The organism is Mesorhizobium sp. C268A (genome assembly GCF_040324475.1).
GTDB lineage: Bacteria > Pseudomonadota > Alphaproteobacteria > Rhizobiales > Rhizobiaceae > Mesorhizobium.
In genome coordinates this window covers 1,867,167-1,889,111 of the sequence record NZ_JAMYVX010000001.1, presented here as the reverse complement: position 1 = coordinate 1,889,111, position 21,945 = coordinate 1,867,167, and the positions used below count along the sequence as shown (strand labels likewise).

19 protein-coding genes and 1 pseudogene are annotated in these 21,945 nt (G+C 64.4%); 13 read left to right on the top strand and 7 right to left on the bottom strand.

What is annotated here, in order from left to right:
• Positions 1-33 precede the first annotated feature (33 nt).
• Genes NKL06_RS09310 through NKL06_RS09295 form a run of 4 tightly spaced genes read left to right on the top strand, consistent with a single transcriptional unit; the run spans position 34 to position 3,958 of the window.
• Positions 34-1,359, top strand: coding sequence for an alanine racemase (locus tag NKL06_RS09310; protein WP_023686803.1), 1,326 nt, complete (start codon positions 34-36; stop codon positions 1,357-1,359).
• A gap of 38 nt (positions 1,360-1,397) precedes the next feature.
• A complete protein-coding gene (locus NKL06_RS09305) occupies positions 1,398-1,742 on the top strand; it encodes a RidA family protein (RefSeq protein ID WP_023686804.1) in 345 nt (114 codons plus the stop codon).
• A 2-nt stretch (positions 1,743-1,744) separates the two neighbouring features.
• Complete coding sequence (locus NKL06_RS09300) at positions 1,745-2,755, top strand: succinylglutamate desuccinylase/aspartoacylase family protein (RefSeq protein ID WP_023686805.1); 1,011 nt, start codon at positions 1,745-1,747, stop codon at positions 2,753-2,755.
• A gap of 21 nt (positions 2,756-2,776) precedes the next feature.
• Positions 2,777-3,958, top strand: a complete 1,182-nt coding sequence (locus NKL06_RS09295) for a hypothetical protein (RefSeq protein WP_023807587.1) — start codon at positions 2,777-2,779, stop codon at positions 3,956-3,958.
• Between the two features lie 75 nt (positions 3,959-4,033).
• On the opposite strand, the gene NKL06_RS09290 is transcribed toward NKL06_RS09295, so the two are convergent.
• The 3 genes from NKL06_RS09290 to NKL06_RS09280 are packed head-to-tail and all read right to left on the bottom strand — an operon-like array spanning position 4,034 to position 7,198.
• Complete coding sequence (locus NKL06_RS09290) at positions 4,034-4,885, bottom strand: TIGR01459 family HAD-type hydrolase (RefSeq protein WP_023686807.1); 852 nt, start codon at positions 4,883-4,885, stop codon at positions 4,034-4,036.
• Positions 4,882-6,171: an FGGY-family carbohydrate kinase gene (locus NKL06_RS09285; protein ID WP_023807586.1), complete on the bottom strand. Its 1,290-nt coding sequence runs from the start codon at positions 6,169-6,171 to the stop codon at positions 4,882-4,884. The genes NKL06_RS09290 and NKL06_RS09285 overlap by 4 nt, the downstream gene beginning before the upstream one ends.
• Positions 6,155-7,198 carry a class II aldolase/adducin family protein gene (locus NKL06_RS09280; RefSeq protein ID WP_023681852.1) on the bottom strand — a complete coding sequence of 348 codons (1,044 nt, stop codon included), beginning with the start codon at positions 7,196-7,198 and terminating at the stop codon, positions 6,155-6,157. Before NKL06_RS09280 ends, NKL06_RS09285 begins: the two co-directional genes overlap by 17 nt.
• A 192-nt stretch (positions 7,199-7,390) precedes the next feature.
• On the opposite strand from NKL06_RS09280, the gene NKL06_RS09275 reads away from it, so the two are divergent.
• The 7 genes from NKL06_RS09275 to NKL06_RS09245 all read left to right on the top strand — a co-directional run bounded on the left by NKL06_RS09275 (position 7,391) and on the right by NKL06_RS09245 (position 14,918).
• Positions 7,391-8,173 (top strand): DeoR/GlpR family DNA-binding transcription regulator, encoded by a 783-nt coding sequence (locus tag NKL06_RS09275; protein ID WP_023686810.1) that lies wholly within the window; start codon positions 7,391-7,393, stop codon positions 8,171-8,173.
• Positions 8,170-9,549, top strand: coding sequence for an FGGY-family carbohydrate kinase (locus NKL06_RS09270; RefSeq protein WP_023692363.1), 1,380 nt, complete (start codon positions 8,170-8,172; stop codon positions 9,547-9,549). The genes NKL06_RS09275 and NKL06_RS09270 overlap by 4 nt, the downstream gene beginning before the upstream one ends.
• A gap of 44 nt (positions 9,550-9,593) precedes the next feature.
• Positions 9,594-11,090: a sugar ABC transporter ATP-binding protein gene (locus tag NKL06_RS09265; RefSeq protein WP_050587058.1), complete on the top strand. Its 1,497-nt coding sequence runs from the start codon at positions 9,594-9,596 to the stop codon at positions 11,088-11,090.
• Complete coding sequence (locus NKL06_RS09260; protein WP_023692361.1) at positions 11,087-12,079, top strand: ABC transporter permease subunit; 993 nt, start codon at positions 11,087-11,089, stop codon at positions 12,077-12,079. Before NKL06_RS09265 ends, NKL06_RS09260 begins: the two co-directional genes overlap by 4 nt.
• A 76-nt stretch (positions 12,080-12,155) precedes the next feature.
• Entirely contained in the window at positions 12,156-13,094 is a 939-nt protein-coding gene (locus tag NKL06_RS09255; protein WP_023670567.1) for an ABC transporter substrate-binding protein, read from the top strand.
• 66 nt (positions 13,095-13,160) lie between these two features.
• Positions 13,161-14,054: a sugar phosphate isomerase/epimerase family protein gene (locus NKL06_RS09250; RefSeq protein ID WP_023692360.1), complete on the top strand. Its 894-nt coding sequence runs from the start codon at positions 13,161-13,163 to the stop codon at positions 14,052-14,054.
• A 621-nt stretch (positions 14,055-14,675) separates the two neighbouring features.
• A complete protein-coding gene (locus NKL06_RS09245) occupies positions 14,676-14,918 on the top strand; it encodes a DUF768 domain-containing protein (RefSeq protein WP_023670565.1) in 243 nt (80 codons plus the stop codon).
• Positions 14,919-15,017: 99 nt separating this feature from the next.
• On the opposite strand, the pseudogene NKL06_RS09240 reads toward NKL06_RS09245, so the two are convergent.
• Positions 15,018-15,223 (bottom strand): annotated as a pseudogene (locus NKL06_RS09240) (P1 family peptidase); the annotation flags it as partial.
• 8 nt (positions 15,224-15,231) lie between these two features.
• Positions 15,232-16,905, bottom strand: a complete 1,674-nt coding sequence (gene xseA, locus NKL06_RS09235) for an exodeoxyribonuclease VII large subunit (protein ID WP_023692358.1) — start codon at positions 16,903-16,905, stop codon at positions 15,232-15,234.
• Positions 16,906-16,996: 91 nt separating this feature from the next.
• Here xseA and NKL06_RS09230 point away from each other — a divergent pair, with 91 nt between their 5' ends.
• Positions 16,997-19,195 (top strand): bifunctional diguanylate cyclase/phosphodiesterase, encoded by a 2,199-nt coding sequence (locus NKL06_RS09230; protein ID WP_023692357.1) that lies wholly within the window; start codon positions 16,997-16,999, stop codon positions 19,193-19,195.
• A 6-nt stretch (positions 19,196-19,201) separates the two neighbouring features.
• Here the strand turns inward: NKL06_RS09230 and NKL06_RS09225 are convergent, their stop codons facing one another.
• Positions 19,202-20,158 (bottom strand): LysR substrate-binding domain-containing protein, encoded by a 957-nt coding sequence (locus tag NKL06_RS09225; RefSeq protein WP_023692356.1) that lies wholly within the window; start codon positions 20,156-20,158, stop codon positions 19,202-19,204.
• A gap of 178 nt (positions 20,159-20,336) precedes the next feature.
• Between NKL06_RS09225 and NKL06_RS09220 the strand changes: the two genes are divergently transcribed.
• Positions 20,337-20,627, top strand: a complete 291-nt coding sequence (locus tag NKL06_RS09220; RefSeq protein ID WP_023692355.1) for a DUF1127 domain-containing protein — start codon at positions 20,337-20,339, stop codon at positions 20,625-20,627.
• A 232-nt stretch (positions 20,628-20,859) separates the two neighbouring features.
• Here NKL06_RS09220 and NKL06_RS09215 read toward each other — a convergent pair whose 3' ends face one another.
• Positions 20,860-21,921, bottom strand: coding sequence for a DUF937 domain-containing protein (locus NKL06_RS09215; RefSeq protein WP_023692354.1), 1,062 nt, complete (start codon positions 21,919-21,921; stop codon positions 20,860-20,862).
• Positions 21,922-21,945: the final 24 nt, after the last annotated feature.

The window sequence follows — 21,945 nt, the reverse complement described above, 5'->3', positions numbered from 1 at the left end:
TTCGTTCTGCGACGGTAAAAGGGTTAGCATCGCATGACTGAAAACTCACCGGTTCCAGCCCTTTCGGTGCGCGAAAATTTTCGGCTCGACGACCGCATCCGCGGCGTGCCTCCCGGCACAACCGGGCTGGACAGCAGCCTTGTCGCGGCCGAGCACTGGCATCCGGCCGATGGACGCATGGCGCTTCCGGTGCTGACCCTCGACGAGGCGGCCTTCTCCGCCAATCGCGACCTGTTCCTGCGCTATGCGCGCGAACACAATGTTGCGATCGCTCCGCATGCCAAGACGCCGATGGCGCCCGATCTTACCCGGTCGCTGGTCGAGGCCGGCGCATGGGGCACGACGGTCGCCGACATCAGGCAAGCGACAGTGATGCTGAAGGCCGGCTTGACACGGCTGATCATCGCCAATGAGGTTGGAGGAGCCGGCGGCGCCAACCGGCTGGCCGTGCTTGCTGGTGCCTGGCCGGATGCCGAGCTCTATGTCTTTGCCGACTCGGTCGACGCCGTGAACGCGCTTGCCGAGGCTTGGCGCGCCAATGCGGCGCTGCCGCCGCTGCGCGTGCTGGTCGAACTTGGTGCGGGCAGGGCGGGCGCCCGCACCACCGCGCAAGCCGAGGCCATCGCCGATGCGATCACGGCTGCCGGCGGGCGGCTGCTGATCGCCGGCGTTGCGACCTATGAAGGGGCGGCGGCGCAACCCGAGCCCGGTCGCACCGATGAGGTGATATCCGGCCTGCTGGCAATGACCGCCGACATGTTCCTGCGGCTGCGTGCCCGCGTCGGCGGCGACGCACCGCTGATCGTCACAGCCGGCGGCTCCGCCTTCTTCGACCAGGTGGTCGCGGCGCTTGCACCCCTCGTTTCCAGCGACGGCAACGCAACGCTGGTGCTGCGCAGCGGCGCCATCTTCTTCCACGACCACGGCACCTATGACCGTTCGCTCGGCGCCCTCGATGCCCGCAAAGGTTTTGCCATAGGCGGCATCAGCGCTTCGGCGCGGCATTCCTTTCGCCCTGCGCTACGCCTTTGGGCCGAAGTGCTGTCGCGTCCGGAGCCGGGCCTTGTCATCTGCGGCATGGGCATGCGCGACGTGTCGTTCGACCAGGGCTTTCCAACGCCGCTCACCGTCTTTCGTGCCTGCAAGCCGCTGCCGATGCCGGCGGCGCGCGCCGAGGTGGTCAAGCTCAACGACCAGCATTCCTTCCTGTCGATTGCACCGAGCGACGACGTGGCCGTCGGCGACGTCGTCGAATTCGGCATCTCGCATCCCTGCACCTGCCTCGACCGTTATCGCGTGATCTTCGGCGTCGACGCGACCGGCCACGTCCGCCACGCTTTCCCCACCTGGTTCGGCTGACCAGATCCCCCAAAAAGAGAACCTCGAAAGGATCCGATATGATCAAGTATTTTCAGTCCGGCTCGCGCATGTCGCAGGCAGTCGTCTATGGCGGCCTCGTTCACATAGCCGGCCAAGTGGCCAACGATCGCAAGGCCGGCATCGAAGGCCAGACCAGCGACGTGCTTGCCAAAGTCGAGGCGCTGCTGGTCGAGGTCGGCAGCAGCAAGTCGAAGTTGGTGGCGGTCAACATCTTCCTGCCGCAGATCGGTGATTTCGAGGCCATGAACAGCATCTACGATGCCTGGATCGATCCTGCCCGCCTGCCGGCGCGGGCCTGCGTCGAGGCGCGGCTTGCCGACCCTGATCTCCGCATCGAAATCACCGCGGTCGCGGCGGTCTGACCATGCACACCGGCCTCGCCCACACGCTCGATTTCGACCGCGACGGCAAGACGCTCAGCCATCTAAGCATTCCGTTCTCGATCGATCGCTCGCCCTACTTTCAGGTCAAGGTGCCGATCTGCCTTATCCGCAATGGCGACGGCCCGTCACTGCTTTTGATGGCCGGCAATCACGGCGACGAATATGAGGGCGAGCTGTCGCTGGCAAAACTGGCGCGCCGGCTCGATCCGAAGCGGATCAAGGGCCGCATCACCATCATGCCGATGGCCAACGCCCCTGCGGTGATGGCCGCCAAGCGCTGCTCGCCGCTCGACGGCGGCAATCTCAACCGGGCGTTTCCCGGCGATCCCTCGGGAACGCCGACAAGCCGGCTCGCCAATTTCCTTGAGACGGAGCTGTTTCCTCGTCACGACGTCGTCTTCGATATCCATTCGGGCGGCACGTCGATGGAGCATCTGCCGACCGCGCTGGTCGAACGCAACGCCGATCCCGAGCGCCACCGGCGTGGCGTCGAGCTGATGCGCACGCTCGGCATGCCCTACGGCTTTATCGCTGACAACGGCCAGGCCTCGCCAACCTCGATGGGCGCAGCGCGCCGCGCCGGCGCCGTCGGCGTCAGCGGTGAGTTCGGCGGCGGTGGCACCGCAACGGTCGATTCGATGGCGATCACGGCCCGCGCGCTCGACCGTCTGATGATAGCAATGGGTGTGGTCGACGCGCCGGTTCTTGGCGCGGGCGAAAAGCCTTCGGCGCCGACAAGGCTGCTGTCCCTGTCCAGGCACAGCCAGGGCCTCTATGCCACCCGCCGCGGCTGGTTCGAGCCCGCCGCTAGGCTCGGCGACAGTGTCACTTCAGGACAATTGGCCGGCTGGTACCACGATCTCGAGCGGCTCGATGTTGCCGAGGAGGCCCTGCATTTCGCCGAAAGCGGCTTGGTGCTGTCGCGCCGGCTGCACACGATGTGTGAGGCGGGCGACTGCCTAATGCAGGTCGCAGAGCCGGTCGACGGCTGAGCCAAAGGCAGAGGATATTCCATGCAGCAACTGTCCATGTGGACCTATCCCTGGGACATCCAGGATCTCGGCCTGGAGACGGTCGAACGTGATCTTGTCGAGCGCGCCGGGCTCAACATGATCAGCCTGGCGACATCCTATCATGCCGGGCGCTTCCTGCAGCCGCGCAGCCCGCGCCGCAAGGCCTATTTCCCTGAGGACGGCACCATCTATTTCAAGCCGACCGCTGCGCGCTGGGGAAGTCTAGCCATCCAGCCCAAGGTGGCTGACGTGATCACTGAGGGCGGCGACGTGCTCGGTCAGCTCATCCGCCGTCGCGACGCGGGCGGACTAGGAGTTTCGTGCTGGACGGTCTGCCTGCACAACACCCGCCTGGGCATGCTGCATCCGCAGGCCGTCACCCGCAACGCCTTCGGCGATGCCAATTACTACAATCTCTGCCCCTCCCATCCCGATGCGCGCGCCTATGTCCGCGCGCTGATCGCCGACATCTCGCACAGCTACCGGCCGGACCGGATAGAACTTGAAAGCCCGTCCTTCATGGGCTTTGCCCATGAATACCATCACGAGAAGGACGGTGTCGGGCTGACGCCGGAAGACGATTTTCTTTTGTCTCTGTGCTTCTGTCCGTCCTGCGTCGCCCGTGCGGCAAAAGCCGGCATCGATGCCGAGGCGGCGCGCAAGCTCACCAGGCAATGGATCGTCGAGACCTGCGAGCGTGCGATGCCTGAGCGGCGCTTTCCCGATTTTCCCGCCTGCGGCATCGACGCCTTTGCCCCCTGGCCGGAGCTCCATGCCTATCTCTTGTGGCGATTCGAGCCAGTGACCAGCCTGGTCGCCGAACTGCGCGAGGTAGCCGATCCCACGACGCGGGTCGTTATTATCGATCTGAAAGACGGCTGGCTTGGCGGTTGCGATCTGGCAGCGCTGGGCAAGGTCTGCGACGGGGCGATCCTGTGCGCCTACGACATGCAGGCCGGCGATGTCGCCAGCCTGATGGCGGCCGGCCGTGCGGCACTGGGCGCGGACAAATTCCTCGGCGCCGGCTACCGGCTGTTCTATCCGGAAATGGCCCGCCCCGACATTCTTGCGGCCAAGGTGAAGCCAGCGCTGGCGCCCGGTGTCGACGGCATCAATTTCTACAATTACGGCCTCATTCCAGCCGCGCGGCTCGACTGGATCCGCGCTGTTCGGCAGCCTTGAGCCAGCCGGCCAATGCTCGCCGGCCACGAGGCGTTGAGGCCGGATTCGGGCGCGAGCGCTGCGGGGTGAATCAAATCAGCGAAACCTGAAGCCATCCATGGTGTAATCCGGGTATGCGTCCATCGTGTCGAACAGGTCGAACAGGTCAGGTGTGTCCGCCAATATTCCTGACAGAACCAGCACCGTGGCCACGCCGGCAGCAAGTCCGCCAGCGATGTCGTGTTCGACACTGTCGCCGACGCAGACCACAGTGCCGCGGTCTGGATTGCCTGCCAGCGCTAGTGCGGCGCCGAATATGGCGGGGTAAGGCTTGCCGATACGCGTGACGCTACCACCGAGGTCCTCGTAGAGATCCGCCAGCCGGCCGGCACCGAAGCGCGGCCCCACTGCCGTCAGCATGATCTTGTCAGGGTTGGTGCAGAAGCATGGCACCTGCCGCACCGCAGCCGGCGCAAGAAGTCGGCGATAGTGCTCAAGATCATAGCGGTCGCCCTCGCTGGCCGAAATCAGCACCAGCCCGGCATCGTCACCGTCCTTAGTCAATGCGAACGGCAGACCTTCGATCGCCGAGCGGTCATCGTCGCGGCTTATCAACAGGCATTTCGTGTTTGGCAGTAGCTTTCCGGATACCGCCATGTCGTGGAAGAACTCCCACGCGACCTCGCCGGAAGAAACAAAATGGTCCCAGCTTCCCGGTTCGAAGCCGAGCTTTAGCAGCCGGCTCTCGTTAGGCCCCGCCCGCTTGCCGGAGTTCGAGATCAGCACAATGGTCTTGCCGGCGCGCTTCAGCGCCGACAGTGCTTCCACTGCCCCTGGATAGGGGCTGGCGCCGTCATGCAGCACGCCGAACTGATCGAGCAGGAAAAAATCATAGCGCTCGGCCAGCTGGTTGACGCCGTTGAGGTGTTCGACTGTTTTCGCGCTCATAGAAGCCCCGCCGCGCTTGCGCCCATCAGCGCCAGCCGCGCTGTGCCGGCGGCGGCTTCGTCCGAAAGCGCCGGCAGGAAATCAACACCAAGTCTGCGCTGCCGGATCGCCGTCCAGGCGGCATTCGCCGCACCGCCGCCGACGCTTCTGACCGACGTCAGCTGCGGAGCGCCGAGCTCGGCGAGCCTGTCATAGCCGAGCGCCTCGATCGCGGCGATACCCTCGAACATTGCTTTCAAATAGTCGGCGTCGTTCGCCGGCCGCGGCGCAAGGCGCGGCGGCAGGGCGGGATCGGCGACTGGAAATCGCTCGCCTGTCGCGGGAAGCGGATAATAGTCGAGGCCGGTCGCGGTCGCCGGGTCGATCGCGGCGCTGAGCTCGATGATGCGCGCCAGCGAAAAATGCTGCGCCAGCACCTTGCCGCCGGAGTTCGACGCGCCGCCGGCCAGCCAGGCATCGCCCAGCCGGTGGCTGTAGATGCCGAAGCGTGGCGCCGAGATAGGCCGGTCGGACAGGATCTTGACGGTCAACGACGACCCCAGCGCGGTGACGCCGTCGCCCATTGCCGCGGCACCTGTCGCCAGGAACGAGGCGCAGCCATCGGTCGTTCCGCCGACGACGGCGATTTCGCGCGGTAAGCGGAACATATCCGCGGCATCTGCGGTGAGCTTGCCGACGACATCGCCCGGCCTGACGACACCGGGCAGCAATTCCATGCGCATTTCGGTCGCCGCAATCCAGTCCGGCCAGCAGCGGGCCGTGGCGTCGTAACCGGTTTTCAAGGCATTGTTCTCGTCGCTGACATCGAAGCGACCGGAGAATTGTCCCGCGATCCAGTCCGCCTGATGCAGCACCGCGGCAACACCGGGCGTGCGCTGGAACCAGAGCGCCTTGGCGAGACCGGACGTCGCCCCAAGTGCGGCACTGGTCGCTGGGGCTTCGCGAGCGATCGCGACCAGAATGGCGTTGTCGGCGACCGTATCGTTGTACATCAGCGGCTCGGCCAGCGGCCGCCCGGCGCCGTCGACCGGCAGCAACGTACCTGAAGTGCCGTCAACAGCGATCGACCGGACCGCTGTTCGGTCGATGCCCGAAAGCAGTTCCGCCAGCGCTGCGCCGACCGCTGACCACCACACTGCAGGGTCGCGGGCATTCCGGCCAAACAACTCGAGCGAAACGGCGGAACGCGCGGCAATGGAAAAATCTGGACGCATGGCGACCGCGCGCGCGCCGGACGTGCCGATGTCGATGCCTATGGCAAGCGGCGTGTCAGCGGCTGGCGGCATTGAGTTTCTGGCGATACTTCTCGGCGTCCCAGTTGACCAGTTCATCGTTCTCGGCGGCGGTGAGGTAGTTCAGCCGCGCTGCAATGTCGATGCGTGCCGTCACGTCGGCAAGGCAGCGTTGCATGGCGTCGGCGCCGGCACTGGCGTCGCCGCGCATCAGCACGCCCAGCCCGGGAAACAGGATCGCCACGGGCTTTGCACCGCACCGCTCGATGACGCGCGGCACATCCTCACCGGGCTTTGCCACCACCGACCCCCGACCCAGAAAGATGACGTGATCGGGGTAGAGGCTGCCCCCCGACGCCATGCGGCGGCTTTCGGGATCGATGGCGACCGCGTGCGCCTCGATTTCCGCCGGCAGCCTGTAACCGGTTTTCCCGGCCAGCGCCGCCAATCCCGCAACATCCGGTTCCGCCACTTGGCGCGCCGGCCGCGCCAGAAGCAGAGTGACGCGGCGCAGCAGCACTTCGGCCTCGGCGACGGTATCGGCCGCGACGACCAGCCCGTGATTGGCAAGGATCAGCACGTCGACCCCAGCCTGAAGCCGCTCGGCAATACCCTGGGCAAGCGGCAGGCCTGGCCGGAAATAAGGAACATACGCCCATTTGAGACCATCAAGGCGTCTGGCGGCTTCCACCTCGCAATTGGCCTGTACCGCCAGCGAAATGGTTTCGACGCAATGGACATGCAGGACGACGCGCTGCGGCATCAGCGCGTGAACGGTGGTTTCAATCGAAGGGCGCAGGCGCCGGGCGTTGAGCGTCTCGATAGCGAAGATCTGCGGCTGGTCGGCGGCGCTGTCGCGCTGTTCGACAGCCCTGAGCAGCGGCGCCATCGCCACCGGCACCATGATGTCTTCGGAGAGCGCATCCTTCAGCCATGTGCCGGAAGCCTTGATCCACAGCGTGTCGCCGGCTTTCAGCGAGGTGTTGCCGCCGGCGGCCTGGGTCAGGTTTGGGCTGCGCCCGATGCTGGCCGAAAGCGCCCGCAAGGCAGCCATTTCCTGCGCATCCGCATAGGTCGCCATGGCGCATTTCCTCTATCAGCCCCGCCAGCCTCGCAGCTTCGGATACCCGTCGTGGGATGTTGATGTGTATCGCAGATGCGAGCGACTTACGTCAATGGTGATCTAATTTCATCAAATGTTCTTGCAATCGGAAAGATGTTGAGTAAGTTACGTCAAATGCCGCGCTAAAAACGGCTCCTGGGAGGAAAACGATTGAGCGACTCCGGCCGCCAGCGTCAGATCGTCGAGTTGCTGCGGGATCGCCCCTTCGCGTCGGTGCGCGAACTGCAGGAGCAGCTCGGCGTGTCGGCGGCGACGGTGCGGCGCGACATCGACAAGATCGACGAGGCCGGTGAAGCACGGAAGGTCTATGGCGGCATCTCGGCGCTCGACGGCGCTTCACAGGCGGGTGTTGCCTATGCCAGACCCTATGACGAGAACCGCGACCTCGCGGTCGAGGCCAAGCGGCAGATCGCCGCTCTCGCGGCCACGATGGTGCGCGACGGCGATGCGGTCATCGTGCATGGCGGTTCGACCTGCTTCCACCTTGGGGTCAAGCTGGCTGAGCGCAGCATCCGTCTCTATACCAATTCGATGCCGCTCGCGGCCTATCTGAGCGACCACGGCCATTGCAGCCTGACCGTTGCCGGTGGCGATCTGCATCGTGAGCCGGGCATCATCCATTCACCGACCCAGGCGGAGCCGTTCTACGCATCGAAGTTCTTTCTCGGCGCGCAAGGCCTTGGCCAGGAGGGCGTGCTGGAATCGCACCCGCTGCTGGTCCGCTCCATCGCCGATCTCAGCCTGTGTGCCGACCAGATCGTGGTGCTGGCCGACAGCCGCAAACTGTCGATCCACGCCCGTAACATCGCGCTGCCCTTGTCGCGCATCGGCACGCTGGTGACCGATGACGGCCTGTCCGACGTCGACGCGCGCATGCTGGAAGACGCGGGCGTCATGGTGCGCGTCGCCTCGGCTTCGGGAGCCATCCAGTGAAGATGGCCGTCCTCGATTTCGGCAAGACCAATTCGAAGCTGTTCGTCTTCGCTCAGGACGGGCGCATCGTCGACGAGCGCCGGACCCGGCCGAACTGGATGCGCAAAGATGGCTTCAGCGTGCTTGATGAGGCAGCACTTCACGATTGGGCGGTTCGCGCCGTAAGCGAGGCCGCCGACATCCATGGCGTAGAGGGCGTGATGGTGTCGGGCCATGGCTGCACCTTTGCCCTGGTCGACGAGGCGGCGCTGACGCATCCGATACTCGATTACGAGCAAGAGCCGCCGGCTGATATTGCCGCGCAAATTGATCGCCTCGTTCCGGATTTCACCGAGACCTTCTCGCCGCGATTGCCGCTCGGCTTCAACTACGGTCGCCACATGCTGTGGCTACAGGCGGTGCAACCCGGTGCATTCACGGCCGCGAAATCGATCCTCGGCTATCCACAATACTGGAGCTGGCGGTTTGGCGGCCGGGCGGTCTCGGAAGTGTCCTATCTCGGCTGCCACTCGCATTTATGGGCGCCGCGCAAGCGCGACTTCAGTTCGCTGGTCGACATTGAGGGCTGGCGCGACCGGATGCCCGCTTTCGAGCGGGCGGGCTCGGTTGTCGGCGAGCAACGCCTCGGCGATACGAAGCGGCGGATCGCCATCCACAATGGTGTCCATGACAGCAATGCCGCGCTCCATGCCTATCGCCGGCAGGAGCTTGGCCCGGTCACCGTCGTCTCGACCGGCACCTGGGTCGTCGTGCTTAATCCGGATTGCCTGCTCGACGCGCTCGATGGCCAGCGCGACATGCTGGTCAATGTCGATGTCGACGGCGGCCCTGTGCCGACCATCCGCTTTATGGGCGGGCGCGAATTCGCCACGATCAGCGACGGCTGGCAAGGCGCGATCGCGCCGGCGACAGTGCAGCGGGTGATCAACGCCGGCAGCATGGCGCTGCCGAGCTTCGCGCCGGGCGGCCCAATGCCCGGCCGCGCCGGCAAATTGGTCGGCCGCATGCCAAGCGCCGAGGAACGCGCAGCCGTGGCGCTGCTCTACGTCGCGCTGATGGTCGACCTCTGCCTCGACCAGATCCATTCGGATAACACCGTGATCGTCGATGGCGGACTGAACGCTGGCGGCCTGCTCGCCGGGCTAGTGGCGCAACTGCATCCCAGCCAGGCCTTCCTGCAAGGGGCCACACTGGAGGGCAGCGCCACCGGGGCGGCGGCGCTGGCCTTCGAGACCGTCGGCCGCGAATTTGCCGCGGAAGTGCCGGAGCCCGTGCGTGCCGCAAGCTTCACCGGACTTGCCCGATATCGCGACACATGGCGTGGCCTCATCGGCGAGCAGGGCATCCCCCGCGCGGCAGCGGGAGGCGCACGGTGATCGTCGCTGCTCAGGCCGAAGTCACGCGCCGGCCAGTGCTGGAAATGCGGCACATCTCGAAGACGTTCGGGCCAGTCCGCGCCTTGCAGGACGTGTCGCTGACCGTCCATGCGGGCGAAGTCCATGCGCTGATGGGTGAAAACGGTGCCGGCAAGTCGACTTTGATGAAGGTGCTGTCCGGCGCCTATCGGCCTGATGCCGGCGGCGAGATACTGATTGACGGCGTGCCGGTCGCCACCGGCGACCCGATCAAGGCGCGGGCTCACGGCATTGCGGTTATCTACCAGGAACTGTCGCTGGCGCCCAACCTGACGGTCGCGCAGAACATCTTCCTCGGCAATGAGCCGAGGCGTTTCGGCATCGTCGACCGCGACCAATGCTACCGGCGCAGCAATGAGATCATCAAGCGTCTCGGCGTGTCCTTCTCCGCACGGGCCCAGGTTTCCAGCCTGTCGCTCGGCGAGCGTCAGCTGGTCGAAATCGCCCGCGCGCTTTCGACCAGCGCGCGCATCATCGTCATGGACGAGCCAACCACCTCGCTGACCTCGCGCGAGACCGACCGTCTCTTCGAGGTCATCGCGACGCTGAAGTCGGAAGGCATCGCCATCATCTACATCAGCCACCGCATGGAAGAGGTCTACCAGTTGGCCGACCGTGTCAGCGTGCTGCGCGACAGCGGCTATGTCGGCACACTCGAGCGCGCCGAGCTGAACGCCTCGCGCCTCGTCTCGATGATGGTTGGCCGCGACCTGTCCGCTTTTTACAGGAAGGATCATCGCCCGCCGGACAACAAGCGCGCGGTCGCCTTGTCGGTGCGCGGCATGGCGGACGGCAATCTCCTGAAGAACTGCTCCTTCGAACTGTACAAGGGCGAGGTGCTGGCTCTGGCTGGCCTTGTCGGCTCGGGCCGCACCGAACTCGCGCGACTGATCTTCGGTGCCGACAGACGCATCGCCGGCACGCTGGAACTCGACGGCAAGCCCGTAACCATCGGCTCGCCAAGCGAGGCACTGAATGCCGGCATCGCCTATCTCACCGAGGACCGCAAGGAGCTCGGCCTCTTTCTCGACATGTCGATCTCCGACAACATCAGCATGGGCGTGCTGGCCAGGGATGCGCGGCCCGGCGGCTTGCGCGATTTCAAAGCCGCCGAGAGACGTGCTGCCACTGCCGTTTCGGATCTCTCCATCCGCACCAGGTCGGTACAGGCCAATGCGGGTTCGCTGTCGGGCGGCAACCAGCAGAAAGTGTTGCTTGCCCGCCTGCTCGAGACCGAGCCGCAAGTGGTCATCCTGGATGAACCGACGCGCGGCGTCGATGTCGGAGCGAAGTCGGAAATCTACCGGCTGATCGACAATCTCGCCAAAAAGGGCATCGCCATCCTGATGATCTCCAGCGAACTGCCGGAGGTGATCGGCGTTGCCGACCGCGTGCTGGTAATGCGCGACGGCACGATTGCCGGCGAGGTTACGGCGTCCAAAGACCAGCCGCTGCGCCAGGAAGCAATCATGGAACTTGCAACGGGAGCGGCCAAGGGATGACCCACAAGGCGACCGAGATCAGTGGCCAGGCTCTCGGCAGGAGCCGGCGGTTGCGCACCGCCTTCGCCGCCCTTGGCATGCTGCCGATCCTGATCCTGCTGGCGGTCGGCTTCCAGTTGATGAACGCGCGCTTCTTCACCCAGACCAATTTGCTGATCGTCATGCAGCAATCGTCGATCAACATCGTGCTGGCAGCGGGCATGACCTTCGTCATCCTGACCGGCGGGATCGACCTGTCCGTCGGCTCGATACTTGCCGCCTCGGCGATGGTGGCGGTGATGGTGTCGCTGGTGCCCGATTGGGGACTGCTGGGCGTGCCGGCGGCCATTCTCGTCGGCCTCGGCTTCGGCGTCATCAACGGGCTGCTGATCGCCTATATCAGACTGCCGCCCTTCATCGTCACGCTGGGGTCGCTGACCGCTGTGCGCGGCGTCGCCCGCCTGCTCGGCCAGGACACCACGGTGTTCAACTCGGACCTGCCGTTCGACTTCATCGGCAACGGTACGCTGTTCGGCATTCCCTGGCTGGTCATCATCGCCTTGTCGGTCGTGGTGCTGTCCTGGCTGGTGCTCAAGCGCACCGTGCTCGGCACCTGGATCTATGCCGTCGGCGGCAATGCCGAAGCGGCGCGGCTGACCGGCATCAAGGTGCCGCTGGTGCTGCTCTTTGTCTATGGCGTTTCCGGCCTGCTGGCCGGCCTTGGCGGCGCCATGTCAGCGGCCCGGCTTTATGCGGCCAACGGGCTGCAACTCGGCCAGTCCTACGAGTTGGATGCCATCGCCGCGGTCATTCTCGGCGGCACCAGCTTCGTCGGCGGCGTCGGCTCGATCTGGGGCACGCTGATCGGTGGCCTGATCATAGCGGTGCTCTCCAACGGGCTTATCTTGGCCGGTGTCTCGGACATCTGGCAGTACATCATCAAGGGATTGGTCATCATCGTGGCAGTCGCCCTCGACCGCTACAGGCTCCAGGCAGGAGCGAGAACGTGATTGACCTTGGTCGCCGGCGTAAACGACCGGTTTGTGTAACGCACCGTGAGAGGCGCGGGGCAATTGGAGGAAAGCAATGAAGACCATCGCTAAACTGCTCTGCGGCGTCGCACTCGCGGCTGCCGCCATCGCGCCCGCATCGGCCAAGGACCTCAACAAGGTCGGCATCTCGGTCGGCCTGCTCGGCAACCCCTTCTTCGTCGCGACCATCAAGGGTATCGAGGACGCGGCCAAGAAGATCAACCCGAAGGTCGAGGTAACCTCAGTGTCGGCCGACTACGACCTCAACAAGCAGGTCTCTCAGGTCGATTCCTTCATCGCCGCCGGGGTCGACGTGATCATGCTCAATGCGGTCGATGCCAAGGCGATCGGCCCGGCGGTGAAGAAGGCGCAAGCAGCGGGCATCGTCGTTGCCGCCTTCGACGTCTCGGCGCCAGGCGCCGACGTCACCGTGATGACCAACAATGTCAAGGCCGGCGAAGAGGCCTGCCAGTATCTGGTCGACCACACCGGCGGCAAGGGCGACTACGTTATCCTCAACGGCCCGGCGTCGTCGTCGATCCTGGAGCGGGTGAAGGGCTGCAAGGACGTCCTTGCAAAACACCCCGACATCAAGATCCTCTCCGACGACCAGAATGCCGAAGGCTCGCGCGACGGCGGCCTGAAGGTCTTCCAGTCGCTGCTCACCCGCTTCGACAAGATCGATGCGGTGTTTGCCATCAACGATCCGACGGCGATCGGCGCCCAGCTTGCGGCCAAGCAGCTCAATCGCTCGGAGTTCATCTTCACCGCAGTGGATGGCGCTCCCGATATCGAGAAGGAACTCGCTTCCGGCACCTCGATGATCAAGGCCTCGGCTTCGCAGGATCCCTACGTGATGGCTGGCCAGTCGCTGACGATGGCGGCTGAGCTGCTTGCCGGCAAGAAGCCGGCGGAGCCGACCGTGCTGCTCGACCCGAAGCTGATCACGGCCGAGAACCTGAAAGACTACAAGGGCTGGACCGCGGCCCGCTAAGCCTCCCAAGGCCGATGCGGCCGGGGCAACCCGGCCGCATCTCAATTCCAGAAACGGGAGACGATCATGTCGCGCATCGGTATTCATTCCTTCGTCTGGTCGGCGAGTTCGGCGCAAGGCGACCTCGAACGCACGCTGGCCAACACCAGAGAGGCCGGCTTCGACCTGATCGAGTTCTCCTATCTTGACCCGGCCAATGTCGACGTTGGCGGGTTGGCCAGGCGCATCGCCGACCTCAAGCTCGGCGTCGCGATCAGCATCGGCCTGCCGGCCGACGGCGACATTTCGAGTGCCGACAAGGCGGTTGCCGCGCGCGGCGTCGAGATCCTCAACGAGACGATCGCGCTCACCCGCGATCTCGGCGGCCAGAAGATTGGCGGCATCCTCAGCACCAGCCACGGCTTGCAGACGCAGGCGCCGACGCGCGATCAGTGGAACCGCAGCGCGGGGACACTTGCGAAGGTTGCGGAGACGGCCAAGTCCGCCGGCGTCACGCTCAATCTGGAGATCGTCAACCGCTTCGAAAGCAATCTGCTCAACACCGCTTCACAAGGCCTGGCCTTCATCGCGGACACCGGCTCCGACAACATCTTCCTGCATCTCGATACCTTCCACATGAACATCGAGGAGGCCGATGTCGGACTGGCTATCCGCCATGCCGCTGACAAGATCGGCTATGTCCATATCGGCGAGAGCCATCGCGGTTTCCTCGGCACCGGCAATATCGACTTTGCCGCTATCTTCGATGCGCTGACCGCAATCGGCTATAGGGACGACCTCAGCTTTGAATCCTTCTCGTCGAAGATCGTCGACGAGAACCTGTCACGGAAGACCGCGATCTGGCGCAATCTGTGGGCCGACAATATGGAACTGGCCCGGCATGCGCGCGCCTTCATCTCAATCGGGCTGGAGACGGCGCAGCGCAAGGCAGAGCTTGTCGCATCGAGACATCGTCCTTAGCAGGAGCGCGCTGCCAAAGCGCCAATGTTGTCGTTCATCCGGCCCGCGCCTTACGTGCAAGGAATCGACGTCGGAGGCGCTGAGTGTGGCGGAGGCAGTCGAGCGGGGTGACGCTGACGAGAGCTTTCTGATTTTGGCTCACGAAACGCAATAAAATCAACATCTTCATACGCCTTCCGGGGCCATCCAATCTCCATACTGGACGGGGATGACGTTTGACACAGCGCGGCGGAAAGAAGCAGGATGGCTGATAGAGTCGACATCGCATAATGATGTCACTATATAGCGGCGGCTTCGACCGTGTAGCTGTGGCGGTGTACCACGAAGCAGCAGAAAATGTGTTACGCGTTGTGATCCCTATTGTGATACAAATCGGCCGTCGACAGCAGGAAAAGATCGTAAGAACAACAGCATAGAGCCGAAGCCGATCCCGGCCAACGTACCACTCTATCAAACAATCAGAACGTGCTCATTGAACCCTTCCCTTCATTCGGCTCTTCGGACCTCCGACAAGATCAACTTGCCGGGCGAAGCCGACTCGGTTCGAATGGCAGCATGCATCCTTTACCGGGTGCGGACGTTTACGGTTACCAACCGGCATAGCCGCCAGGGAAAAGCAGTATGAGTGAACATGCGATCGAGTTCTTGCGCGGATGGATCGGTGAAAAGGTCCACTGCCAGCACTCGCCGGTAAAGATCGAGAAGCAGGCCGAGACCCTCGCCAAGGAGTGCGCGGCCAAGGCCGCTGAGGTCGGCATTCCGCTGGAAGATATCCAGGAAGAAGTCGGCGACATCCAGGAACTGATCGCATCGCGGCTCGAAGAGGCGGCCGAGGCCGACCAGAGCAACGCGGCCAAGCCGTGACGCAACAGGCCTGGCGCCGCCAGGCCTTGTCCTCTATCCAAATCGATCTACGCCTTGCGCCACCGCATCGAAGAACGGATCGATATCGACGTCCGGGATGAGGATGGCGGTGACGCCGGTGCGCACCGGCCCCGTGCCAACCTCGAGCAGACCCTCGCCGGAATCAGCGTCGCATAGCCGACCGATACGCCGGGCACATCGGTGATGGCGTTGAAGCCGCCCGGCGTGCCCTCGAAGGTAATGCCGAAAGCACGCGCGCGCGGCTTGCCCGCCGGCGTTTGAAGATGCGGGTCATGTCCGGTCATGCGGTCCTCTAAAAAAGCGAGCCCTGATTGCCCGGCTCTTTCGGTTTGCTGGCCGTCGGCTTTGCGGCGGGTTTGCTGGCGGGCGGCGTGGCCGCTGGTTTGGCAACGGCCTGCACCCGCTCGGCGTCGCCGGTCGCGACTGCATTTACGATGCCGTCGGCGAACTCCAGCTGCAGGCCAGCGCCCGGCGCCACATCAACTGCCAGTTTGATCACCGCGCCGCCGGCATCCTTGACCAGCGCGAAGCCGCGGGCCAGCACAGCCTTGTGCGACAGCGTTGCCATCAGCCTCTCGGATTGGACGATGCGGCCGCGCAGTCGCTCCAGCCTGAGCAGTACCGCTTGCGTGCCTCGTCTCGTCAAAGCTGTCAGAAGATCCCTCTGCACGGTTTGCCGCCGTGCCGTTGGCTCGATCGTAATGCGGCCTTGCAGCAAAGCCAGTTGCTGCCTGTGCCGTTGCAGGGATGCTTTCGCACATTTTGGCAACTGATCCGCCGCACGATTCAACTCCGCGCGCCGGGCTCTCGCCAATGCGCGCAGCGCCCCCTGGGCGCGCAAAAGGTTGCGGTCGTTGGTGCGTCGCGCCTCGGCAATCCGCCGCGACAGCGTTGCCGGAGTGAGCTTCACGGCGAAGAACCGAGCTTGCTTTCTTTCGGTGGAGACCATCAGCCCCCGGCTAAGCCGGCTGGCCGCCTCGTCCAGCCGCCGTCGCGGCAGCGCCAGCAACTGGTCGGGCGAGGGCAGTGCCCGGGCCGCCGCACGCGAGGCCTGCCGCTTGCGTTCGAAATTGCGCAAGGTGGCTGCTTTGAGACGTGCGCCAAGACTGGCTAGTGTCGCTTCGAGGTCCGCTTTCACCGGCACCGCGATCTCCGCCGCACCTGTCGGCGTCGGTGCGCGCATGTCGGCGACGAGGTCGATCAAGGTCCAGTCGGTCTCGTGCCCGACGGCCGAAATCACCGGAATGCGCGAGGCGGCGACGGCGCGCGCCAGCCCTTCATCGTTGAACCCCCAGAGGTCCTCGAGGCTGCCGCCGCCGCGCGCCACGATCAGAAGGTCGGGCTGGGCAATCGCGCCATCCCAGGCCAGCGCGTTGAAGCCGTTGACGGCGGCCGTCACTTCCGCCCCCGCCGTCTCGCCCTGGACTCTTACCGGCCAGACCAGCACATGCAGCGGAAAGCGGTCCTTGATGCGATGGATGATGTCACGGATCACCGATCCGGTCGGCGAGGTGACGACGCCGATGGTGCGCGGCATGAACGGCAGCCGCCGCTTGCGGCCGGCATCGAAAAGTCCTTCGGCCTGCAGTCGCCGCTTGCGCTCTTCCAAAAGCGCCATCAGCGCCCCGGCGCCGGCGGGTTCTAGATTGTCGATGACGATCTGGTAGTTGGATTTGCCGGGATAGGTGGTGAGTTTGCCGGTGGCGATCACCTCCATCCCCTCTTCGGGGCGGAATTTCAGCCGGCTCATCGTGCCTTTCCAGACCACGGCATCGAGCCGCGCGCGGTCGTCCTTCAGTGTGAAATAGGCATGGCCGGAAGAGTGCGGCCCGCGATAGCCGGAAATTTCGCCGCGCACCCGCACATGGCCGAAGACATCCTCGACCGTGCGCTTCAGCGCGCCGGAAATCTCGCTCACCGTGTATTCGGTGGCATTGGTTCGTGATTCGGATTCTGCGTCGCTCATCGGCCGATTGAGCGGCTGTTGTCGCTCCGCGTCAAGATTCCATAACTTGATCTTAAGCCTGTCCTGATTGACTCTGGGCCAAGGAGGACGCATGAGCGCCCGCAGACAACGCAGCCCGTTGACGTTCCAGGTCACCCTGACGGTGCTGACGCTTGCCGTTTTTGCACTGGCCATCGTTGTCGGCTTCGGCCTTTACGCCACCATGCAGGCCGACCGGGTCTCGCTCGAGCGGCAGAAGGTTTTCCTGGCCAACGGCCTGCAGGACCAGATCGCCGCGGTAAAGCGCGAGCAGGAAAGCGTCGCCGTCTGGGATGATTCCGTTATCAACGCCAAGGCCGGCAACCAGACCTGGATGGCAGAGAATCTCAGCGTCTGGATGTCCTCGTATTACGGCCACAACCGGGTCTATGTGCTGGACGACGCCAACCGGCCGGTCCACGCCATGCGCGAAGGCAAGGTCGTGTCGCCTGCCGTCTTTGGCGAGGACGAACCCGCTTTGCGGCCGACCATCGCCAGGTTGCGCCAGATGATGAGCAAGGACGCAAGCCAGGCCGGCGCAAAATTCGTTGCCGACGATCTGGTCTCGCTTGGCGGTCAGCCTGCCATACTCAGCGTCATGCCTCTGGTGCCGAGTTCGGATCGCGTCACCCAGGCATCCGGCAGCGAATATCTGCATGTCTCCATAGAGTTCATCAACGACGCGGTGATCGGCAAGATCGCGCAGAAATATCTTCTGGCGGGGGCGCATCTCCTGCCGATGGCTCAGCCGCTTGGCTCGGCTGCCATTCCGCTTATCGACAAACAGGGTGTCATCCTCGGCTATATTGCCTGGGACCAGGAACGGCCCGGCCTGACGCTGGTGGGCAAGGCCAGCCCGGCCCTGGCTCTGGCCGCGCTGGTTGCGGCGAGCGTGCTCGCCTTTCTGCTCCGGCGTCTGCGCCGTGCGTCATCGGCGCTGCAGACCAGCCAGGCCCAGGCGCAATATCTCGCCTTTCACGACACGCTCACCGGCCTGCCCAACCGGGCACTGTTCGAGGACAGGCTGCGGCGTGCCTTGCTTACCTCCGGCAATGAAAGCAAGGTCGCGCTGCTTTATCTCGATCTAGATCGCTTCAAGCATGTCAACGACACGCTTGGTCACCCGGCAGGCGACGAACTCGTGCGCCAGACGGCGGCCAGGCTTCAGCATACGGTTCGCGACGTCGACACGGTGGCAAGACTGGGTGGCGACGAATTCGCGGTGATCCTGATCGATGTCCGCGACGTAAGGAACGCCGAGGATATTTCCGAGAGGGTGCTGCAGAAACTGCAGGAGCCGTTCAAGCTGATGGACGATCAGGTCTTTATCAGCGCCAGCATCGGCATAGCCTTGTCGACAGGCCCTGATGCCGACGCAGACGATCTGCTGCGCAAGGCCGACATCGCGCTCTACGAAGCCAAGAAGAACGGCCGTGGCCGCTACCAGGTCTTCGCCGGCGACATGGACGACCTTTTGCTGCGCAAGCGCAAGGTCGAGAGCGAGCTGCGCAGCGCGCTGAATGGCGGCACCGGTATCAAGCTCGCCTACCAGCCGGTCTTTGCCAGCGACGGCAAGACCATTGTCGGCGCCGAGGCGCTGATCCGCTGGGCGCATGAGGTCCATGGCGCACTGCCGGCGGCGCAGTTCATCGCCATCGCCGAGGAACGCGGCATGATCGGGCAGCTCGGCGCATGGGCCCTGCTGGAAGCCTGCCGCTTCGCCGTGAAGACCAAACTGCCGTGGCTCGCCGTCAATGTCTCGCCGCTGCAATTGCGCGACGCCGGCTTTGCCGAAGAGGTTGCCTCGATCCTCGCCGAAACCGGACTGGCGCCGAAGCGCCTGCAGCTCGAAATCACCGAAAACGTTCTCCTGGAAAACAACGACACCACCAGAGCGGCTCTGGCAGCCTTGCGCCAGTCGGGCGTCGGCATTGTGCTCGACGATTTCGGCACCGGCTATTCGTCGCTGAGCTATCTGCGCCGCCATGCCATCGACAAGCTCAAGATCGACCGCTCCTTCGTGCGGCTTCTCGACGGCGACGGCAATTCGGGCGCCATCGTCAAGGCGCTGATCGATCTCGCCGGCGCGCTCAAGGTCGAGGTCACCGCCGAGGGCGTAGAGACCGAGGTGCAAAAGGCGCTGCTGGTCGCCATGGGCTGCCAGCAGCTGCAGGGCTACCTCTTGTCGCCGCCGCTGGAGCCGGCGCAATTGGTGGCGCTGCCCGGCCTGTCGTCGGCCAACGCAACGACGGAGGCGGCAGCGTCGGCCTGATCGTTCCTACCAGCCAGGCAGGATCTGGTTCGGCTTGCCCCGCTTCATCTTGGCGAAGGCGAGCGAGGCGAAATCGAAGCTTCCCGTTTCTTCGCCGAGCGGCACGGAAATATTGTCGAGGCTTTCCGAGATGTGCCGGGCCAGAGCGTCGACGATTTCGGGACGCGAGGTCTGGCCGCGCATGATGCCGATGCGGCAGTCGGGCAGGGCGCCAAAACCGTCGGCTTCGCCCAGCACTCGCATGCCGGGCCGCAGCGCGCATTCCGGCAGCACCGAGATCGCCAGCCCCGACAGCACCGCGGCGGTGATGACGGTGGCCGAGAAGCTGGTGAACAGGATTCGATAGTCGCGGTTTTGCCGGTCGAGCACATCGACGGCGGCGCGCCGCCAGATGCAGTTCGGCCGGCCGAAGGCCATCGGCAGCACTTCCTGTTCGTGCGTGGCATGGTTGGCCGAGGTCACCCATAGCAGCGGCTCGCGCCGCACCACTTCCGACTGGCCGCGCGTATCGTTGTGCGTCACCAGCGCAAGATCGAGATTGCCGCGCTTGATATGCTCGACCAAGCCTGGTGTCGGCTCGCAGATCACGGTCAGCTCGACGCGTGGGTTGGAGCGCGTGAAGCGCGCCATGATCTCGGGCAGGAACCGGTCGGCATAGTCGTCGGGGGTGCCGATTCGGATGGTGCCTTCGAGCCGCTGGTCATCGAAGGCGGCCAGCGTTTCGCGGTTGAGATAGAGCAGGCGGCGCGCGTAGGAGAGCAGCTTGTCGCCTTCCTCGGTCAGCCTGTTGGTGCGGCCGTCCTTTTCGAACAGCGGCTTGCCGATCCGCTCTTCCAGCCGGCGCATCTGCATCGACACCGCCGATTGCGTGCGCAGCACTTCCTCGGCCGCGCGGGTGAAGCTGCCGGTATCGGCAATCGAGATGAAGGTCTGCAACTGGTCGAGATCGAGTGGCGCTTTCATCGGTCCAATCCATCACTAGCGTTGATGCTAAAGATTAGAAACATTCGTTGGATTAATCAATCGGTGCGTGGCAAATTCACATTGTCCACATGAAAGCATGTGAATCGAGACCGGAACGGCCGCTGTCCCCAGCGCCGATCGCCTGGTCTTGTCCAGTTCGAGTCTGAAGGAGACCGACATGACCACGTTTGATTTCGCCACCGAGACCTCGCGCATCACCTCGCGTCCGGCCGTTGCGACGCGCGTGGCCAACACTCTTCTCAATGCCTACCAGGCCTGGAAAAATCGCCGCGCCTTCTATCGCCTTGGCGAGATGTCGGACGCCGAACTCGCCGATATCGGCCTGACGCGCTCGGACCTCCATGTCGCCATCGATGTGCCGTTCGGCGCCGATCCGACCGTGAAGCTGCGTGCGATTGCGAGCGATCGTGCCGATACGATCGAAGATCTCGCCCGCCAGATAGCGTGATATCGGGCGCATTGTTTCGGTTGCCGTGAACCTTTCTCAGGCTCGCTGCGACCAACGAGTATAGCAGGCTCCCCACTCCCTGCCGGTTCCCCGCCGGCCAGCCTGCACACTGGCCCGGTCCTCCTCCAGGACCGGGCTTTTCTTTTAAAGCTCCGTCGTCATCGTGCGGTCTGCGCCGCTCGCTTCGTTCCTTGCTCCGAAGCCGCGAAGGTCAGCGCCCAACTACCGCCAACTACCGCCGGTCCATGTCCCGCTTGAACTGGTCGAAGATCGTTTCCACGCCCTTCTGATAGTCGTCGCGCTGCTGGGCGCCGGTCTCGAACATCTTGCCGAAAATATCGTCGAACGGATTGCGTGGCCTGCCGCTCGGATTGGCCTGCGGTTGCGGCGCCTCGCGCTCCTGCGGTGCCTGTCGCGGCTGGGGTGCTTGCGGCTGCTGCGGCGCCGGCTGCCCACCGGGCAGGCCGAAGCCGCCACCACCGCCTTGCCGCATCATCTCTTCAAAAATCTTGCCCAGCGGGTTGTCGCCGTAAGGGCTCTGCGTCTGTTGCGGCTGTGTTGGCTGCTGCGGCCGGCCCTGCGGTTGCTGTGCCGCGCCACCGCCGAACATGTCCTGCAGCACCTTGCCCAGCGGATTGTCGCCATAGGAGTTGGGCGCCTGTTGCGGCTGGCTTTGCGGCTGTTGGGCGCCGCCGCCGAACATGTCCTGCAGCACTTTGCCCAGCGGGTTCTCACCGTAAGGATTGGGTGCTGGCTGCGGCGGAGGCTGTGCCCCGCCGCCCGCCTGCCGCATCATCTGTTCGATGATCTCGCCGAGCGGATTGCTGCCGCCGCCGAAGCCACCGGCGGCCTGCATCTGACCCCCGGTCAACTGGTTTGTCGTCTGCTTGAACAATCCGCCCATCACCATCGAAGCGATGGCCGGCAGCATCTGCTGCAGGATCTGCTGGCTGACGCCGGTCGCCTGCGCGGCCTGGCTGGCCACCGCGCGCGACAGCTCCTTCGAGCCGAACAGATGACCCAGAATGCCATTGCCCTCATTGACGCCTTGCGGTGAGAAAGCCCTGGTCGCGTCCTCGAAATATTTCGCGTGCTGGCCGCTCGCCATCGCCGTCATGAAGGCGCCTAGCCCATAGGGATCGGCGGTGTTGCGTTGCAACCCTTGCGAGAAGGCCGGCAGCAGAGCGGCGACAGCCGCCTGCGTCTGCTGCATGGAAAGCCCGTACTGCTGGGCAAGCGCCTGCATGCCGTTGCCGTTCTGCGCCTGCGCCAATATGTCGAACAAGGTAGGCATCGGTTTCTCCTCCGGGAAATCCTC

What these genes read in the sequence shown, in the direction of transcription:
- NKL06_RS09300 (WP_023686805.1), top strand. Translation starts at nt 1,745, where the DNA reads ATGCACACCGGCCTCGCCCACACGCTCGATTTCGACCGCGACGGCAAG.
- NKL06_RS09290 (WP_023686807.1), bottom strand. Translation starts at nt 4,885, where the DNA reads ATGAGCGCGAAAACAGTCGAACACCTCAACGGCGTCAACCAGCTGGCC.
- NKL06_RS09305 (WP_023686804.1), top strand. Translation starts at nt 1,398, where the DNA reads ATGATCAAGTATTTTCAGTCCGGCTCGCGCATGTCGCAGGCAGTCGTC.
- NKL06_RS09255 (WP_023670567.1), top strand. Translation starts at nt 12,156, where the DNA reads ATGAAGACCATCGCTAAACTGCTCTGCGGCGTCGCACTCGCGGCTGCC.
- NKL06_RS09245 (WP_023670565.1), top strand. Translation starts at nt 14,676, where the DNA reads ATGAGTGAACATGCGATCGAGTTCTTGCGCGGATGGATCGGTGAAAAG.
- NKL06_RS09295 (WP_023807587.1), top strand. Translation starts at nt 2,777, where the DNA reads ATGCAGCAACTGTCCATGTGGACCTATCCCTGGGACATCCAGGATCTC.
- NKL06_RS09260 (WP_023692361.1), top strand. Translation starts at nt 11,087, where the DNA reads ATGACCCACAAGGCGACCGAGATCAGTGGCCAGGCTCTCGGCAGGAGC.
- NKL06_RS09285 (WP_023807586.1), bottom strand. Translation starts at nt 6,171, where the DNA reads ATGCCGCCAGCCGCTGACACGCCGCTTGCCATAGGCATCGACATCGGC.
- NKL06_RS09220 (WP_023692355.1), top strand. Translation starts at nt 20,337, where the DNA reads ATGACCACGTTTGATTTCGCCACCGAGACCTCGCGCATCACCTCGCGT.
- NKL06_RS09265 (WP_050587058.1), top strand. Translation starts at nt 9,594, where the DNA reads ATGCGGCACATCTCGAAGACGTTCGGGCCAGTCCGCGCCTTGCAGGAC.
- NKL06_RS09250 (WP_023692360.1), top strand. Translation starts at nt 13,161, where the DNA reads ATGTCGCGCATCGGTATTCATTCCTTCGTCTGGTCGGCGAGTTCGGCG.
- NKL06_RS09230 (WP_023692357.1), top strand. Translation starts at nt 16,997, where the DNA reads ATGAGCGCCCGCAGACAACGCAGCCCGTTGACGTTCCAGGTCACCCTG.
- NKL06_RS09310 (WP_023686803.1), top strand. Translation starts at nt 34, where the DNA reads ATGACTGAAAACTCACCGGTTCCAGCCCTTTCGGTGCGCGAAAATTTT.
- NKL06_RS09215 (WP_023692354.1), bottom strand. Translation starts at nt 21,921, where the DNA reads ATGCCTACCTTGTTCGACATATTGGCGCAGGCGCAGAACGGCAACGGC.
- xseA (WP_023692358.1), bottom strand. Translation starts at nt 16,905, where the DNA reads ATGAGCGACGCAGAATCCGAATCACGAACCAATGCCACCGAATACACG.
- NKL06_RS09225 (WP_023692356.1), bottom strand. Translation starts at nt 20,158, where the DNA reads ATGAAAGCGCCACTCGATCTCGACCAGTTGCAGACCTTCATCTCGATT.
- NKL06_RS09280 (WP_023681852.1), bottom strand. Translation starts at nt 7,198, where the DNA reads ATGGCGACCTATGCGGATGCGCAGGAAATGGCTGCCTTGCGGGCGCTT.